At 57.2% G+C, this 15,463-nt stretch carries 12 protein-coding genes; 3 read left to right on the forward strand and 9 right to left on the reverse strand.

Going from position 1 to position 15,463, the window contains the following annotated elements:
• From atpD to lepA, 3 genes are all read left to right on the forward strand, one after another.
• Positions 1-916 (forward strand): F0F1 ATP synthase subunit beta (gene atpD, locus ACE3NW_RS06155; protein WP_374281465.1); only part of this gene is annotated, 916 nt, incomplete at its 5' end.
• Between the two features lie 94 nt (positions 917-1,010).
• On the forward strand, positions 1,011-1,412 hold the full coding sequence (locus ACE3NW_RS06160; protein WP_374281468.1) for a F0F1 ATP synthase subunit epsilon: 402 nt from the start codon (positions 1,011-1,013) through the stop codon (positions 1,410-1,412).
• A 571-nt stretch (positions 1,413-1,983) separates the two neighbouring features.
• Positions 1,984-3,789, forward strand: a complete 1,806-nt coding sequence (gene lepA / locus ACE3NW_RS06165; RefSeq protein ID WP_374281470.1) for a translation elongation factor 4 — start codon at positions 1,984-1,986, stop codon at positions 3,787-3,789.
• Positions 3,790-4,017: 228 nt separating this feature from the next.
• On the opposite strand, the gene ACE3NW_RS06170 is transcribed toward lepA, so the two are convergent.
• From ACE3NW_RS06170 to ACE3NW_RS06210, 9 genes are all read right to left on the reverse strand, one after another.
• Entirely contained in the window at positions 4,018-4,290 is a 273-nt protein-coding gene (locus tag ACE3NW_RS06170) for a hypothetical protein (protein WP_374281472.1), read from the reverse strand.
• Between the two features lie 45 nt (positions 4,291-4,335).
• Positions 4,336-6,150, reverse strand: a complete 1,815-nt coding sequence (locus ACE3NW_RS06175; RefSeq protein ID WP_374281474.1) for a KUP/HAK/KT family potassium transporter — start codon at positions 6,148-6,150, stop codon at positions 4,336-4,338.
• 192 nt (positions 6,151-6,342) lie between these two features.
• Positions 6,343-7,983 (reverse strand): L-lactate permease, encoded by a 1,641-nt coding sequence (locus ACE3NW_RS06180; protein ID WP_374281477.1) that lies wholly within the window; start codon positions 7,981-7,983, stop codon positions 6,343-6,345.
• A 172-nt stretch (positions 7,984-8,155) separates the two neighbouring features.
• Positions 8,156-9,130, reverse strand: a complete 975-nt coding sequence (locus ACE3NW_RS06185) for a glycosyltransferase family 2 protein (protein ID WP_374281479.1) — start codon at positions 9,128-9,130, stop codon at positions 8,156-8,158.
• A complete protein-coding gene (locus tag ACE3NW_RS06190) occupies positions 9,127-9,723 on the reverse strand; it encodes a GtrA family protein (RefSeq protein WP_374281481.1) in 597 nt (198 codons plus the stop codon). The genes ACE3NW_RS06185 and ACE3NW_RS06190 overlap by 4 nt, the downstream gene beginning before the upstream one ends.
• A gap of 27 nt (positions 9,724-9,750) precedes the next feature.
• Positions 9,751-10,890: a DegT/DnrJ/EryC1/StrS family aminotransferase gene (locus ACE3NW_RS06195; protein WP_374281483.1), complete on the reverse strand. Its 1,140-nt coding sequence runs from the start codon at positions 10,888-10,890 to the stop codon at positions 9,751-9,753.
• Between the two features lie 156 nt (positions 10,891-11,046).
• On the reverse strand, positions 11,047-11,547 hold the full coding sequence (locus ACE3NW_RS06200; RefSeq protein WP_374281618.1) for a chemotaxis protein CheW: 501 nt from the start codon (positions 11,545-11,547) through the stop codon (positions 11,047-11,049).
• Positions 11,548-11,740: 193 nt separating this feature from the next.
• Entirely contained in the window at positions 11,741-12,565 is an 825-nt protein-coding gene (locus ACE3NW_RS06205; protein ID WP_374281485.1) for a glycosyltransferase family 8 protein, read from the reverse strand.
• Positions 12,562-15,444, reverse strand: coding sequence for a response regulator (locus tag ACE3NW_RS06210; protein WP_374281487.1), 2,883 nt, complete (start codon positions 15,442-15,444; stop codon positions 12,562-12,564). Before ACE3NW_RS06210 ends, ACE3NW_RS06205 begins: the two co-directional genes overlap by 4 nt.
• Positions 15,445-15,463: the final 19 nt, after the last annotated feature.

Raw genomic sequence — 15,463 nt, forward strand, 5'->3', positions numbered from 1 at the left:
GATCAACAACATCGCCAAGCAGCACGGCGGTTCGTCGGTTTTCGCGGGTGTCGGTGAACGTACCCGTGAAGGCAACGACTTGTACCACGAACTTAAGGATGCAGGCGTTCTGGAACGCGCCACGCTTGTTTACGGTCAGATGAACGAACCTCCGGGAGCCCGTGCCCGCGTGGCCCTTACGGCCCTTGCCTGCGCGGAATACTTCCGTGATGAAGAACACCAGGACGTGTTGCTCTTCATCGACAACATCTTCCGTTTCACGCAGGCTGGTTCCGAAGTGTCCGCTCTGCTTGGCCGCATGCCCTCGGCCGTGGGTTATCAGCCCACCCTGGGTACTGACCTTGGTGCCTTGCAGGAACGCATCACCTCGACCAACAACGGTTCGATCACGTCGGTGCAGGCCGTTTACGTCCCTGCTGACGACTTGACTGACCCGGCCCCGGCCACCACGTTCTCGCACTTGGACGGCACGCTCGTGCTTTCCCGCCAGATCGCGGAACTGGGCATTTACCCCGCCGTGGACCCGCTCGACTCCACCTCGCGTATCCTCGACCCCAACGTTGTGGGCGAAGATCACTATATGGTGGCCCGTCGTGTGCAGATGGTTCTCCAGAAGTACAAAGAACTTCAGGACATCATCGCCATCCTCGGCATGGACGAACTGTCTGACGAAGACAAACTGACTGTTGCGCGTGCGCGCCGCATTCAGCGCTTCCTCTCGCAGCCCTTCCATGTGGCCGAAACCTTCACCGGCACCCCTGGCCAGTATGTGAAGCTTGAAGACACCATCAAGGGCTTCAAGGGCATTCTGGACGGCGAATTCGACCACATGGCAGAAGGTGACTTCTACATGCTGGGCGGCATTGAACAGGCCGTTGCCAAGTACGAACAGCGCAAGCTGCAGGAAGAGAAGTAAGGCGTTAATCGCAACGCTTTGAGGTTCTGGGTCGCGCCATACAGGCGCGACCCGAACCCGGCCATCTGCGTATATCAGGAGCGAAGGAGTACCTATGGGCACGCTGCAACTTGAAGTGGTTACGCCGGACAAAACCGTGGTCAGCGGCGAAGTGGAAATGGCCGTTTGCCCTGGAATCGAGGGCGAATTCGGCGTGCTGCCCAAGCACGTTTCCCTGCTTTCCGCCCTGAAGATCGGTGGTCTGCGCTACCGCACCGGCGGCAAGGATGAGCATGTTTTCATCTCTGGCGGTTTCGCCGATGTGAACAATGATGTACTCACCGTGCTGGCCGAATCGGCAGAGCTGGCGGACAGCATCGACACCGCACGCGCCATGGCAGCCAAGGAACGCGCTGAAAAGCGTATTGCCGGCCATAACGAAAAGGTGGACATGACCCGCGCTGAAGCCGCTTTGCAACGCGCCATTGTGCGCTTGCAGCTGGCCCAGCTTCGCTGAGCTACCAATTTTCAGATTTGTGGAGCCGCAGCCGCGTGGATTTATTCCACGCTGTTGCGGCTTTGCTTTTGTGGTGGATGGCATCATGGATAACATACACAAAGCATCGGCGATAAAATTCATTAAAATTCGTTACCCAGAGCTTGCAATCACTCCTTAAAATACTGTTTTTTCTACTCTCAACAAGAACAGGCCTGTTTGGTGGATGACCCCAAACAGGACAAAGTTGATAGAGATCTTTTTTTCATTCTTAGCGACAAGAACATACAATTATATGTATTTTTGATTCCAGCTCAGGGGGTATGTGATCCATTGACTGCTTTTCGTCAGCATAATGGAGATAAGGTTTCAATAGAAATATCTTCTACAGATCCAAACTTTGTTGATGTCCATAAGAAAAGCACTTCTTTCAAAAAGTTTTTTCTTCACCAAGTATCTATATCCTGAGGATTTCCTGTCATCGGGTAACACCCGCACCAGTAAATAGACTTCCGCGCGAATCTTGGATATATATTCAGGTTCAACGCGGAAAAACTCGCCGCCAACCAATCCAGTTTCCCAGGACATCACCATGCCCAAGCAGGAAAATATCCGCAATTTTTGCATTATCGCCCATATCGACCACGGCAAATCCACCCTGGCCGACCGCATTCTTGAGCTGACGCAGGTTGTCAGCAAGCGGGAATCGCGCCAGCAGTATCTGGACAAAATGGACCTGGAACGGGAACGTGGCATCACCATCAAGGCCCAGACGGTGCGTATTCCCTACAAGGCCCAAAACGGGCAGGAATACGAGCTGAACCTCATCGACACCCCCGGCCACGTTGACTTCAACTACGAAGTGTCGCGCTCGCTGGCCGCCTGCGAAGGCGCGCTGCTGGTTGTTGACGCCACTCAGGGCGTTGAAGCGCAAACCCTGGCCAACGTGTACCTCGCTCTGGATCACGACCACGAAATCGTGCCTGTGCTCAACAAAATCGACCTGCCCAGCGCCGAAGTTGACCGCGTAAAGGCTGAAATTGAAGAGAGCATCGGCCTTGACTGCTCACAGGCCATGCCTGTTTCGGCCAAAACCGGCATGGGCGTGGATGCGGTGCTTGAAGCCGTTGTAAACCGCCTGCCCGCCCCCAAGGGTGACGAAAACGCCCCCCTCAAGGCACTGATATTCGACTCGTGGTACGACAGCTATCAGGGTGTGGTAATTTTGTTCCGTATCATGGACGGAACCATCAAGCGCAATGATATGGTGCGCCTGATGAGCACGGGCAAGGAATATGAAGTGTTGCGCCTCGGCGTGTTCTCACCCGAAGCCACAGACGTGAACCTGCTCCACGCTGGTGAGGTGGGCTTTATGTGCGGCTCCATCAAGGAGCTGGGCGATGCCCGCGTGGGCGATACAATCACCCTGGTCAACAATCCCGCCAGCGAAGCAGTGCCGGGCTTTACCGAAGTTAAACCCATGGTTTTCTGCGGCCTGTACCCCACAGAGTCCGACGAATACGAAAACCTCAAAACCGCCCTTGAGAAACTTCAGCTCAACGATGCGGCCTTTTCCTTTGAGCCAGAAACTTCTCAGGCTCTTGGTTTTGGCTTTCGCTGCGGTTTTTTGGGCCTGCTGCATATGGAAATTATACAGGAGCGGCTTGAGCGCGAATTTGAGGTCAGCCTCATCGCCACTGCTCCTTCGGTGATCTACAAGGTAGACACCAACGACGGAAAAACATTACAGATCGACAACCCGAGCCATCTGCCTGACCCCACGAAGATCCGCGCGCTCTACGAGCCCTACGTGAACATGGATATCCATGTGCCCAACGACTACGTGGGCAACGTCATGAAACTGTGCGAAGAAAAGCGCGGCATGCAAAAAAACCTGCACTATCTGGCCACCAACCGCGTGGTGGTTACCTACGAACTGCCCTTTGCAGAAATAGTGTACGACTTTTTTGACCGGCTCAAGTCTGCCACGCGCGGCTATGCCTCCATGGATTACCACCCGCTCGACTACCGCGAATCTGACCTGGTGCGGCTCGACATCATGCTGAACGGCGAAACCGTTGACGCCCTGGCTGTCATTGTACACCGCGACAGGGCCTACACCTACGGACGCGGCCTTGCGCTCAAGCTCAAGCGCAGCATCCCGCGCCAGCTTTTCCAGGTGGCCATTCAGGCGGCAATCGGCCAAAAAATCATTGCCCGCGAGACCGTTTCGGCCTTCCGCAAGGACGTGACCGCCAAGTGCTACGGCGGCGATATCACCCGTAAGCGCAAGCTGCTTGAAAAACAGAAAGAAGGCAAAAAGCGCATGAAGCGCATGGGCAATGTGGAATTGCCGCAGGAAGCCTTTTTGGCAGCCCTCAAGGTGGGCGACGAATAAATCTGCTTTGGCTGCATACATGCAAGAAGGGGTGACCGTACTGGTCACCCCTTCTTTTCAATATGGCCTCAAAAAACCAGGCATGCCCAATTTTGCCGCAAAAGTGGCCCTAGCGGGCCAGAACTTCTACGCGGCGATCAGCACATCAAAAACGTCAAAAAAGAAGCTTAAACGGCCCGCACCGTCGGGGCTGATTTCACTGGCTGGCACACGCACCACCCAGCCAGATCAGGGCAGGCGCAATCTGCGCAGCTGTTCGTCGCTGACCTCAAACCGCCGCATGCACATATTGTAGTACGCCCGCCAGGGAAAATAGCTGGTGTCTCCCCGCCATTCGCTGTTCATCTGGCTTGCTTCATCACGGCATTGCCTGTTGGCAGCCAGGGCCTGCTGGTCGTCAAACGACAGCGGGGGCCGCTGCTGTGGCGTACATCCGCATACCGCACCGCCAAGGAACAGGCAGAGCAAGGCACTGCCCGCAACGGTACACTTGATTTGCACGGCTCTGCCTCCCCTTGCATGCGCGCGCCCGCATGCCCAGACCAGTTACATGTCGATACGGCTGATTACCCCGTGTACTGCATGTACGGGCATTTTATAAAACTGCACAAACGAGGGGGCCAGTTTTTTTATGATGGCATATATGCGCCACAGGGGCGAAGTGGTGAGAATGTCTTCCACCCCATAAAAGATAACGCGCGGCTTAATGCCAGCTTCTGACATGATGTGGTCAATATCCACCACTTCCATGTAACCGGCAGAAACTTCAAAAACGCGAATCCCCTCGGCCGGATCATCCGCAAAACGCCACACCACGCCCGTAGGCTCATACGTGCGCGACATGCAGAGCATGATGTTCTGCTCATAAATGATACCGTTGCTGAACATGGTTTTGACAATGTAGGGCGAAACCTTGTCCAGACTGCGTAAAAAGAAAATGGCCGAACCGCGTATGGGATGACCGTGGGCTTTTTCTTCCGCAAACTTTTTCAAAAACTGTTCCTTGCCCATGGGCCGCATGCGCTGATAGGCGGCCCGCTGCCCCTGCGTGTAAATCAGAATAACTGAAAGCGGAATGAGCGAGATAAGAATGGACCAGTACCCGCCGTGAGGAAATTTATAAAAGTTGGCGAGAAGATAAATAAAATCAAGCGCGCAGATAAAGGCCGCAATCACAGCGTTGAAATGCCGCCCTTGCAGGTGGAATATCCACACCATAAATACGCCGGTTATGGTCATGGTTCCCGTAACAGCCAGTCCATAGGCAGCTGCCAGCTTGTGTGACTCGCCAAAACCGCAGATGACACACACCACGGCAATAAACAAACCCCAGTTCACGGAGTTTATATATATCTGGGAATGCAGTTCCTTGGATGTATAATCCACCTTGAACAAGGGCATGATGTGCGTGGCCATGCTTTGATACATGATGGAGAACAGGCCGCTGATGAGGGCCTGCGATGCAATAACCGTGGCCAGCAGACTCAGCACAAGAAAGGGAACGTAGAGGTAGTGCGCCTGACTGTTGATCATCTCAAACAGCACATTTTCCGCACCTGGATTGCGAATAAGAAAGGATGTTTGCCCCATATAGCTGGCCACCAGGGCCACAAAAACGATACCCCACGCTGCGATGATGGGCTTGCGCCCCATGTGCCCCATATCGGCATAGAGGGCCTCACCACCAGTGGCGCACAATATGACCTCAGAAAGCACAAAAAAGCTCACAAGCCCGTTGTGAAGCATAAAATCAACGGCGTACCAGGGGTTGAGAGCCTTGAGCACCTGCGGGGTCTGCGCAATGGAAACACAGCCAGAAAGTGCCAGCACCCCAAACCATATGGCCATAATGGGGCCAAAAACCACCGAAACAGCACCACTGCCGCGCCGCTGCACGGCAAAAAGCACAAGGGTAATAACAAGCGCCAGGCCCACAATTGCAGCCTTGGGTGTTTCCTCAAGGCCCGGCACAAGTGTCAGACCTTCCACCGCCGAAAGAATGGAAATCGCTGGCGTGATGACGCCATCACCAATCAGCAGCGAAACACCCACAAAGGCCAGTACCGAGGCCACACCAATTTTTTTCGTAGACTTGAGCAGGGGGCGCAGAATGGAAAGCAGCACAATGGTGCCACCCTCGCCGCCCTTGCTCAGGCTCATGGCAAGCCAGGCATAGCCTACGCTTACAAGCAACAACAAGGTCCAGATAATCAGCGACAAAATGCCGATAAAGTGGGCTTCCGTGCGCTCAGTGAGCAAAAAAATGACAGCAAGCGTGTAAATTGGGCTTGTGCCGATATCGCCGAATACAAGACCCAGCGATTTGATGATCGTAGAAAAAGTTACCTGCTGCGAATCCATGTGTCCTCCAAGCATTGCAGCGCACCATAAAACACGCAGCCCCGGCTGGCAAGGTGGACACAAAGGCTCAAGTATCAAGGGATCCCGGCGCTTTCAACTCGTGACGTGGGGCAAGAAGGAAGTGCTTAGCCCACACAACAAAAAACGCCGCCCCTTGCGGGGCGGCGTCACATTACGGAAGGAAAACCACGTTTACGGCAGCATCCAATGCAGCACGTTGGACTGCAAGTAGGTGAGCACGCAGATAAAGGCCGTCATGGCCAAGCTGTGGCCAAGCGTAAAGCGGAACAGGTCGCCTTCGTGACCAACCAGATTGGTGGCAGCGGTTGCCACACTGATGGACTGGGGCGAAATCATCTTACCGGTAACACCACCGGAAGAGTTGGCGGAAACGGCCAGGGCCGGATCCATGCCCACCACTTCGGCCGTCGAGCGCTGCATACCGCAGAACAGAGCGTTCGAAGAAGTGTCCGAACCGGTAAGGAACACGCCCAGCCAGCCCAGAAGGGGCGAGAAGAGCGGGAACAGGGGACCGGTCAGGGTAAAGGCAATACCCAGGGTGGAGCTCATGCCGGAGAAGTTCATGAGGTAGGCCAGACCCAGAATCATGGCGATGGTCAGGATGGGGAAGCGCAGCTGGTGAATCGTGCGGAACAGGCAGCTAACAGCCTTGCCGAACGAATAACCGGGCATGAAAGGCACAGAGAAGAAACCAGCCAGCAGAATGGCCGTACCACCGGCGGAGAGCCAGTTGAACGTGAACACAGCTGCGTAGTTGGGATCCTTGCCAGCGGCCAGAATGGGGGCAGCCTTGTGGACCATGCCGTCAAGAGCGGGCCAGGAGAACTTGAGCACCGAGCCGGGCACGGCGTTCAGCATGTTCTTGAACTGGGGCAGGCCCCACAAGAACACCATAACGGCCAGCACAATGTAGGGCAGCCACGCACGCAGCACCACGCCCGTTGCGGGGGCGGCACCGCTCAGCACGGTTTCCTTTTCACCTTCAAAGCGCCAAACGGTCTTGGGCTTCCACACGCGCAGCAACAGCACCATAGCAATAATGGTGATCAGGGCCGACATGATATCGGGCAGGGTTGCGCCGTGGTAGTTGGAGAACAGGAACTGCGAACCGGCAAAGCTCACGCCAGCCACGATGATGGCGGGCATAACTTCCATGGCGCGCTTGAAACCGCACATGACCACGCAGAGCCACAGCGGAACCAAGATGGACAGGAAGGGCAGCTGACGGCCCACGATCTGGCTCACGTGCATTTCAGGAATACCAGAAACCTGAGCGCCGACGATGATCGGGATACCAATGGCGCCAAAGGCCACAGGAGCGGTGTTGGCGATCAGACAGATACCAGCGGCGTACAGGGGGCGGAAGCCCAGGCCCACCAGCATGGCAGCGGTGATGGCCACAGGCGTACCAAAGCCAGCGGTACCTTCAATGAAGGAACCAAAGGCAAAGGCGATAAAGATGGCCTGAAGGCGACGGTCGTCCGTAAGACGGGCGAGCGATTCTTTGATGTACTCAAATTCGCCCGATTCCACGGTCATGTTGTACACCCAGACCGCCGTGATGACGATCCAGATGATGGGGAAGAGGCCAAAGGCGGCGCCATAGCTCAGCGCGCCCAGGGCGGTGCCAAAAGGCATGCCCCACACGGCAACAGCCAGAACGAAAGAAAGGCCCACGGCAAGAGCCGCAGCGTAGTGCCCCTTAGCACGGCGCACGGCCAGCATGTAAAAAAGGCTGATCAGGGGGATACCTGCCAGCAGGGCGGAAACCACAGCTCCGCCAACCGGATCATACACTTGTGTCCAAGCCATATAACAGACCCTCAACTGTTATGTGTTACTAGGGGGCGTATGGCAGTGGGAGTCCCTTCCGTGCGACCCGACAATACTACCCTATCCCCCTCTAAGACCATTGAGAGCGAATATAATCTTTTAGCCAAAAAAACAACACGTTTTTCCTATAATGACGACACAAAACTTAGCGTTATTGTCGCAAATTGGCGGGCAGCGCGAAATACAGGCGGGCCGCAATGTCAAAAAAAACTCCCGGCAGATAACTTGCCCACCAGAAAAGCTTGTATTTAAGGCCGCTGTTTCGCCAGGGCCGCACGGCCTCGCGGGCGGCACTGTTGTGCCCCTCCCGCCACAGGGCCACTGCTTTCTGAAAACCCGCCCGGCGGGTCATCAGGGACACAAGATGCGAATATTGCTGATCATATCCAGGGTACAAAGCGCGGTGTTTTTCAAGAATACGCAGCGTTTCATCCGCAAACTGGCCAAACTTTCTAAAGGTCGTATTGGCCCCGTGTACCCGCCAGAGTGTCAGGGGTTCATCCACATGGTCCAGTTCCCAGTCGTGGGCGATGCGATAAAAAACATCGGCCTCTTCACATACGTTGAGGCTCTGGTCAAACCAACCCCCGTTGATACCCTGGCCAGAAGAAATTTTTTCTGCCGAAAGACTGGTCAGCGCCTCGCGGCTGACCATGGCCGATGACATGGATATCCACTGGCGCTGCATCAGTGCGGCAAAAGCCATGCCCCTTTGGGGCGAGGTTTCGGCAAACAGGCGCTTGAGCACCCGCCTGCCATCAAAAATCTCTGTATCTGTACACACAAGCCCCACACGGGGATTGGCTTCAAACAGGGCAACCTGCCGTTCCAGCTTGGTCGGCTTCCACAGGTCGTCGCAATCGAGAAAAGCCAGATACCGCCCACGCGCCTGCGCCAGGGCCAGATTGCGGCCCTCGCCCAGCGGAACAATGCTTTCTCCCCTGAAATAACGCACCTTTTCGCCATAGCTCTGGGCAATGGCCGGGCTTTCGTCGGTTGAGCAGTTGTCCCAAAAAACAACCTCAAAATCCGTAAAGGTCTGGGCCATGAGACTGTCCATGGCCTCGCGCAGATCGCGGGAACTGTTCAGGCAGTTCATGATAACCGAAACAGCGGGGGCATTCATGCTTTATCCTCGTTGCGTGCGGGGTGGGGGGTGGCAGCTTGCTGCACCGGGGGCTGGCCTGGCCCGAAGTTCTGTGGCGCAGACCTCTCTGTCTCAGAATTATCTGGCTCAGAACTCTCTGGTGCAGACGGCGCAAAGGAGGCCTGCTTTTTGAAGACCCATACCTTGCAGAGCATGTAGACCATGACCGGCACAAGCAGCACGGCAACGGGCATGGCCCAGGCATAGGGCACGCCCATGTTAACGAGCAGCCAGACAATGGCTGAATTGCAGCACAGGCCCACGGCCTGCGTTGCCGCAAAACGCGGCAGCATGGTACGGTGCGTGGCAATGCCCGCACCCGCCTCGGCAGCGCGAAAGGTCCACAGGCATTGCCCAAGGTAGGACACGATAAAACTGAGCGCATAGGCCAGGGCGTTGCCTGCCAGCGTGGGCAGGCCCAACACGCTGACAAACAGCAGGCCCAGCACAAAATAACACACCGAGGCCGCACCGCCCACTATGCCAAAACGCACCCAGCGCCTGGCAAGAAGGCCACGCACCAGAGCCGCAATCCCGGTGCAGCCGGGCACGCTCTGCCAGCCCCTAGCCACGGCAACCTCCGCCCGCGTGGGCAGCGGTTACTTCAGTGCGGCAATCAGTGCGTCGCACACGCTCTCCACGTCTTCGGTGCTCAGGCCGGGGTGCAGGGGCAGTGTCACCAGTTCGGCATAGAGCTGCTCGGTCACGGGCAGCGACTGCGCACCGCCGCCAAAGCAGCTCAGCAGATGGTTGGGCTTGTAGTGAACGCCGGTGGGAATGTCGCGCGCGGCCAAAAATTCCTTAACCGCGTCCTTGCGGCCCCCCAGCACGCGCACGGGCATGATGTGGCGCACCACAAAATCCTGCGCATCGGTGTGCAGCAGTGCCAGACCATCAACATCGACAAGTCTTTGCTCGTAAATGGCGGTCAGCGCCCGGCGGGCCGGGATGAATTCCGGCTCAAGACGCGCAAGCTGCACCCGGCCAATGGCTGCCATGATGTTGCTCATGTGGTAGCGCCAGCCCTGCCGTTTGACATCGGGATCCCACGAGCGGCCACCCGTAAAACGCTTTTGCGCGTCGTTGGCCACCGAAAGCAGGCGTGCATCGGAAGCCAGCTGCCCGGCCTCCTCGTCAAAGGCCACCAGACAACCGCCCTCGCCGCAGGTGATATTTTTGATGCCGTCAAAGCTGAAGCAGACCATGTCGCCAAAGCTGCCGATCTTGCGGCCATGGCTTTTGCAGCCAAAAGCATGGGCGGCGTCTTCCACCACGCGCAGGCCATTTTGACGGGCAAAGCTGTAGGTGGCATCGAGCTGCCAGGGGTTGCTGGCATAGTGAACGGGCATGATGGCAATGGTGCGGGGGGTCAGGCGGCGTTCGGCATCGGCCAGATCAATGGTGCCGGTTTCGGCCAGCACATCGCAGGCCACAGGCGTGCAGCCAGCAGCAGTGATCGCCTGAAAAGACGCCACAAAGGTAAGCGAAGGAACAAGAACTTCGGGGGTTCCCGCCACATGGCACTGGGCGGCAACGGCATCCACGGCCAGGTGCAGGGCCGCCGTGCCGGTATTGACCGTGATAACCTGGCTTGGCTTAACGCCAAGGTACTGGGCCACTTCTTCTTCAAAAAGGCGCACTTCGTTGCCCATGCCAAGATAGCCGTCTTCAGTAATGACGCGGCTAACGGCGCGGGCTTCAGCTTCACCCACAACGGAACGGGAAAGACGCATGGACATAAGGCCTCCTGCTGCGGCGGCATGACCGAGGCAGGCAGACCACCCCGGCTGGCGTTGGCTTCAGGCTGCGCGTCGTCACTCAAAAAAACCGCAGGCTCCGGGGCTTAAAAAACCCGCCGTCCGTGCAGATTCAGGGGTGCGCGCCTGGCCGCCATGCTAACCCGCATCGGCGTTCATGTCGCTCAATAACGTGTCGAGGTCAAGCAGAATGAGCAGACGGTCTTCAAGCTTGCCAACGCCGCGTATGTACTCCGAGCCGATGCCGCACACAACCGGGGGCGCGGCTTCGACAGTGGAGGCGGGAATGCGCAGCACCTCTGAAACGCCGTCCACAAGAAAGCCCACAATTTTCTGGTTGAACTCCATCACCACAATGCGCGTGTTGCCGTCGTGCTCCACCGGGGGCAGATGAAAACGCGTGCGCATGTTGACGACAGGAATAACCTTGCCGCGCAGATTGATGACACCTTCTATAAAGGAGGCGGCATGCGGAACCATGGTAATCTGCATGAGGCGGATGATCTCCTGTACAGACAGGATATCGACCCCGAACTCTTCTTCGCCGATACGAAAGGTGACCAGCTGGAGCAGATCGCCCTCGTGTTCCAGGCCAGAGCCCTGATGTGACTCAAACGTTGGTGTATTTACCGCGTCCATTGTATCCGTCATGGGATGGCCTCCATGGTATAAGGGGCGTATGAGCCCGCAAAGCGCCGCAGCGGCGGCGACTGAAACCCATTATTTGCAGTGGGTCTGCCGCAGATATTGCGGTCTTTCAGGCCCGGCTTTCTCACTTATCGGCCAATGCACAAAATACTTCATGCCCCTGCGCAAATTCGGGCGTGCCGCGTTAAAACCACGATTCCACAAGTGTGCGCTCGCCGGGGTGCAAATAATCAAGCCAAAGACCGCGCATGTAACTGTAGTGGTTGATGAGCAGATCCTTGAGCTTTGTCCTGTTGTGTTCCCACGGTTTGGGGCCGTGAAAATGCACGATTTTCGCCTCATCCCGGCATTCCGCCCGGTAGGGGGGGCAATTCCAGCAGTCGTCCAGCCGGGTAATGCGCTTGCCGAAAAAATAATTTATCAGGGATTGATCAAGGTTGCCGATACGCGATTCGTTTTCCTTACAAAAAGCCATAAAATGACCGATGAAATCGCGTTTGCGCAGCTTTTCAAGGTTAAACAGGGCCACGCCGCTGGAGTATGTCCAGATGGGAAAGGGCAAGGGCACGGTATAGCGCGCGCCCCGGAATTCATACGAAAGCTGCTGGTGCTGGTGAAAAAATGGTGCTGTGTACTCTCTGGCCATGCCCACATAGGCCGGATGCTGTGCAAAAAGTTCGTCCAGAGGGCGGTAAAAAAGCACATCCGTATCGCAGTAAAGCACGCGGTCGTCGTGGGCGAGTTCTGGCACAAGCGCAAGCTCGAGCTTGAGAAAACAGCCCGCGCAAGCCTGCCCCAAGGGCGTGAAATCATGGGGATCAAGCTGTGGAGTGTAACGCGCCACAGGAACATTCTCGGCCTCCAGCTCGGCCAGCAGGGCGGCATCCTGCCCGGCGTACACGCACAGGCAGGGGGCGTCGCTTCCCTGCACGGCACGCAACGAACGCACCGCCACCTTGAGCAGGGTCAGGTACTGAATCTTGTCGTCAAGGCAGAATACTACTTTCATGCATTCCCGCCCCGCAAACGGTGTTGCAGGGCAGCGGCCTGCCCCTGAAGCGCGCCGTTGTCAAAATCCTTTACTGCGGCAAGAACAGCGGAAAGGTCTTCTGCGTATGGAGTGCCGTCCACAAAGGGCAAAAAGCGCTCCAGCGAGCTTTCTGCATTGCCCCAGTCTGTTTCCACAAGATCTGGCAACTCGGCCAGCAGAACCAGCAGGCCTTCGCGGTGCTCTTCGTCCAGATGCATGGAACCCGTGGTGGGCGTGCGGCTTGCGCCTTCCAGACAGCGCACGCGCATCAGCACCTCGTTCATGCTCTCTTCAAATTCGTCAATCAGGCTTTCGCTGGGCGGGCTAAGGGGCAGCGAATTTTCCATACGCCGCGTGAGCCGGCACACGCGCTCGACCCCCAGGTTGGCGGCCACCCCCTTGACGGTATGCGCCAGACGAGCAGCGCCGCGCAGATCGCCGAAGGCCAGCAGCCCGCGCAATTCTCTTGCGCTGTCGCCATAGTGCTCTACAAAACGCAGCAAAAGCTCGCTGTACAGATCGTGGTTGCCACCCACGGTGGCAAGCCCGGCCTCCACATTGATGGCAGGGCAATCTGGCTCGGCAATGGCCGCAGCAGAATCGCGCATCACGTCCAGCTCCGTACCGCCGTTTTCACGCGCCAAGTTTTGCTCTGGCGCGGCGCTCTGGGCCAGGGGATTGTGCTCAAGCCCGCCGGGCAGCCATTGTTCCAGCGCGGCATAAAGGGCTGCGGGGTCAACGGGCTTGGTGAGATAGTCGTTCATGCCCACATTTTTGCCGTCCAGACGCGAGGCGGCATCGGCGTGCGCGGTCATGGCCAGAATGGGCAGGCTTTCAGAAGAATAACCCAGCTCGCGTATGCGCGTGGTGGCCTCCAGCCCGTCCATGATGGGCATCTGCACATCCATGATGACAAGATCAACGCCGCCAGCGCGCACTTCGTTTACAGCCGCCAGGCCGTTGGAGGCCACACGCACGGCCAGCCCTGCCTGCGCCAGAAGCTCGCTGGCAATCTGGGCGTTGATGTCATTGTCTTCCACCACCAGCACGGTGCGCTGCTGCATATCGGCGGGGTTGAATATGCTTTCCACCGCCTCCTGGGCTTCCTGAGCGGGCGAAGTTTCTGTTGTGCAGCAAGGCTGCACGCGCCCAAACGAAAGTTCAAAGAAAAAGCGGCTGCCCTTGCCGGGTGAACTTGCCACAGAAAGCTCGCCCCCCAGCAGATCAACCAGTTGCCGCGCAAGGGCCAGCCCAAGGCCAAGACCGCTGTTTGCACGGGTCAACGATTCGTCGCCAAGGGCAAAGGGTTCAAAAAGCTTTTCCCTAAGGGCCGCATCCATGCCGGGGCCGCTGTCGGCCACCACAAAAAGCAGGCGGCACACTTCCCCCTGCCCACCATCGTGCGCGTACTGCACGCTGCACTCCACAGTGCCGGTGCGGGTATACTTGACGGCATTGTCCAGCAGAATGCGCAACACCTCTTCCAGATGGCGCTCATCGCCTTCAATAACCGGGGGAACTGCGGGATCAATGGTAAAATTGAGTTCCAGATGTTTTTCCAGAGCACTGCCTGCCACACTTTGCCGCAGCAGTTCAAACAGACGCGACAGGTGAAAGGCGCGGCTTTCGCGCCGCAGCAGGCCCTCGTTTGCGCTCGAAAAATCAAGAATGCGGTTGACCATGTCGAGCAGCACACTGCCAGCCTTGTTTATCTGCGAAATATAGTCGCGCTGCACCCCGGTGGGGCCAGCCTGAAGGCTCAGATAACTCATGCCGATGATGGCGTTGAGAGGGGTGCGTATTTCGTGGCTCATGCGCCGCAAAAAATCCTCCTGCACGTGCGAGGCTTTTTGGGCCAGCTCAAGCGAGGTAAGGGCCTGCGCCCTGGCAAGCACGGCCTGCTGTTTGCTTTTGCGGGAGCGGCGCTCGGCCTCCTTGAGCTCGCGTATGCGCGTAAAGAGGGTTCCCTTCATGCGCTGCAAGGCCTCAAACATGTTGGAAAGTTCGTCCTGATGCCCAAGCTTGACCGGCGCGGGGTCGCCCCCCTCGGCCACGCCCCCGGCATAGCGGCTGACCTCGCCAAGAGGTTGCACCACACGCTTCTGAAAAATATAGATATTGACCACAGCGCTGGCACCAAGGGCCAGCAGGGCAACGGCCATGGCCCAGACCATCTGCGCAAGCGGGCTCTCCTGAAGGCTTATCTGGTCGAGAAAACTGCGGTACTGCACCTCGCGCAGGGCCTGGGCGCTGAACAGAACCTGCTGCACTTCGCTGTCCAAGTTTACCCTGTCGGCCCAGGCCTGCGCACCGCGCAGATCAAGGCCGTCCCTGTCCCAGTGCGGGGGGCCGCTGTTGCCAAGGGCCATGCTGACGGCTTTATCAAGCAAAGAATCGAGGTGTTTGCGCTGGGCCAGCAACGACTGCACCTGCGCCTGCATGCCCGCAGAAAGATTGATCTTGCGCGCTGTATCCTCAAAGGAAACACCGCGCGTGGCAACATCCTTCGCGGCCCCGTCGCGAATCTGGCTCAAAATCTGCCAGTTGGCGTACCTGTCTGGGCTGCCTGTAAAAATAAATGCGTGGGCTTCTTCAAAGCACTGGCGGGCATTGGTTTCCACATCCAGCAGCAATGAATCGAGCTCGTAGTAATTTTCGAGCATTCGCCTGCTGTCGTGCAGGCCGCGCCCAAAAGCCACCAGGCAAAGCCCCAACAGCAAAAGAAGCAGAAGCTGCGCGAGATTGGAAGTCTTGATAATGGTTTTGATGCTCATGCTTCTTGCTCCCGCAAACAGTAGGCCTTGCCTTTCGCCAAACCACACAGCCAGCAGGCCGATACCCGTCGCAACCCCAACCATGCCCGTCTCTTGAAGTATT

Source organism: Desulfovibrio sp. (genome assembly GCF_041907885.1).
GTDB lineage: Bacteria > Desulfobacterota > Desulfovibrionia > Desulfovibrionales > Desulfovibrionaceae > Desulfovibrio.

Bases quoted from the DNA above. Each gene is read 5' to 3' on its own strand.
- ACE3NW_RS06160 (WP_374281468.1), top strand. From the start codon at position 1,011: ATGGGCACGCTGCAACTTGAAGTGGTTACGCCGGACAAAACCGTGGTC.
- lepA (WP_374281470.1), top strand. From the start codon at position 1,984: ATGCCCAAGCAGGAAAATATCCGCAATTTTTGCATTATCGCCCATATC.
- ACE3NW_RS06175 (WP_374281474.1), bottom strand. From the start codon at position 6,150: ATGGATTCGCAGCAGGTAACTTTTTCTACGATCATCAAATCGCTGGGT.
- ACE3NW_RS06180 (WP_374281477.1), bottom strand. From the start codon at position 7,983: ATGGCTTGGACACAAGTGTATGATCCGGTTGGCGGAGCTGTGGTTTCC.
- ACE3NW_RS06185 (WP_374281479.1), bottom strand. From the start codon at position 9,130: ATGAATGCCCCCGCTGTTTCGGTTATCATGAACTGCCTGAACAGTTCC.
- ACE3NW_RS06195 (WP_374281483.1), bottom strand. From the start codon at position 10,890: ATGTCCATGCGTCTTTCCCGTTCCGTTGTGGGTGAAGCTGAAGCCCGC.
- ACE3NW_RS06200 (WP_374281618.1), bottom strand. From the start codon at position 11,547: ATGGACGCGGTAAATACACCAACGTTTGAGTCACATCAGGGCTCTGGC.
- ACE3NW_RS06205 (WP_374281485.1), bottom strand. From the start codon at position 12,565: ATGAAAGTAGTATTCTGCCTTGACGACAAGATTCAGTACCTGACCCTG.
- ACE3NW_RS06210 (WP_374281487.1), bottom strand. From the start codon at position 15,444: ATGGTTGGGGTTGCGACGGGTATCGGCCTGCTGGCTGTGTGGTTTGGC.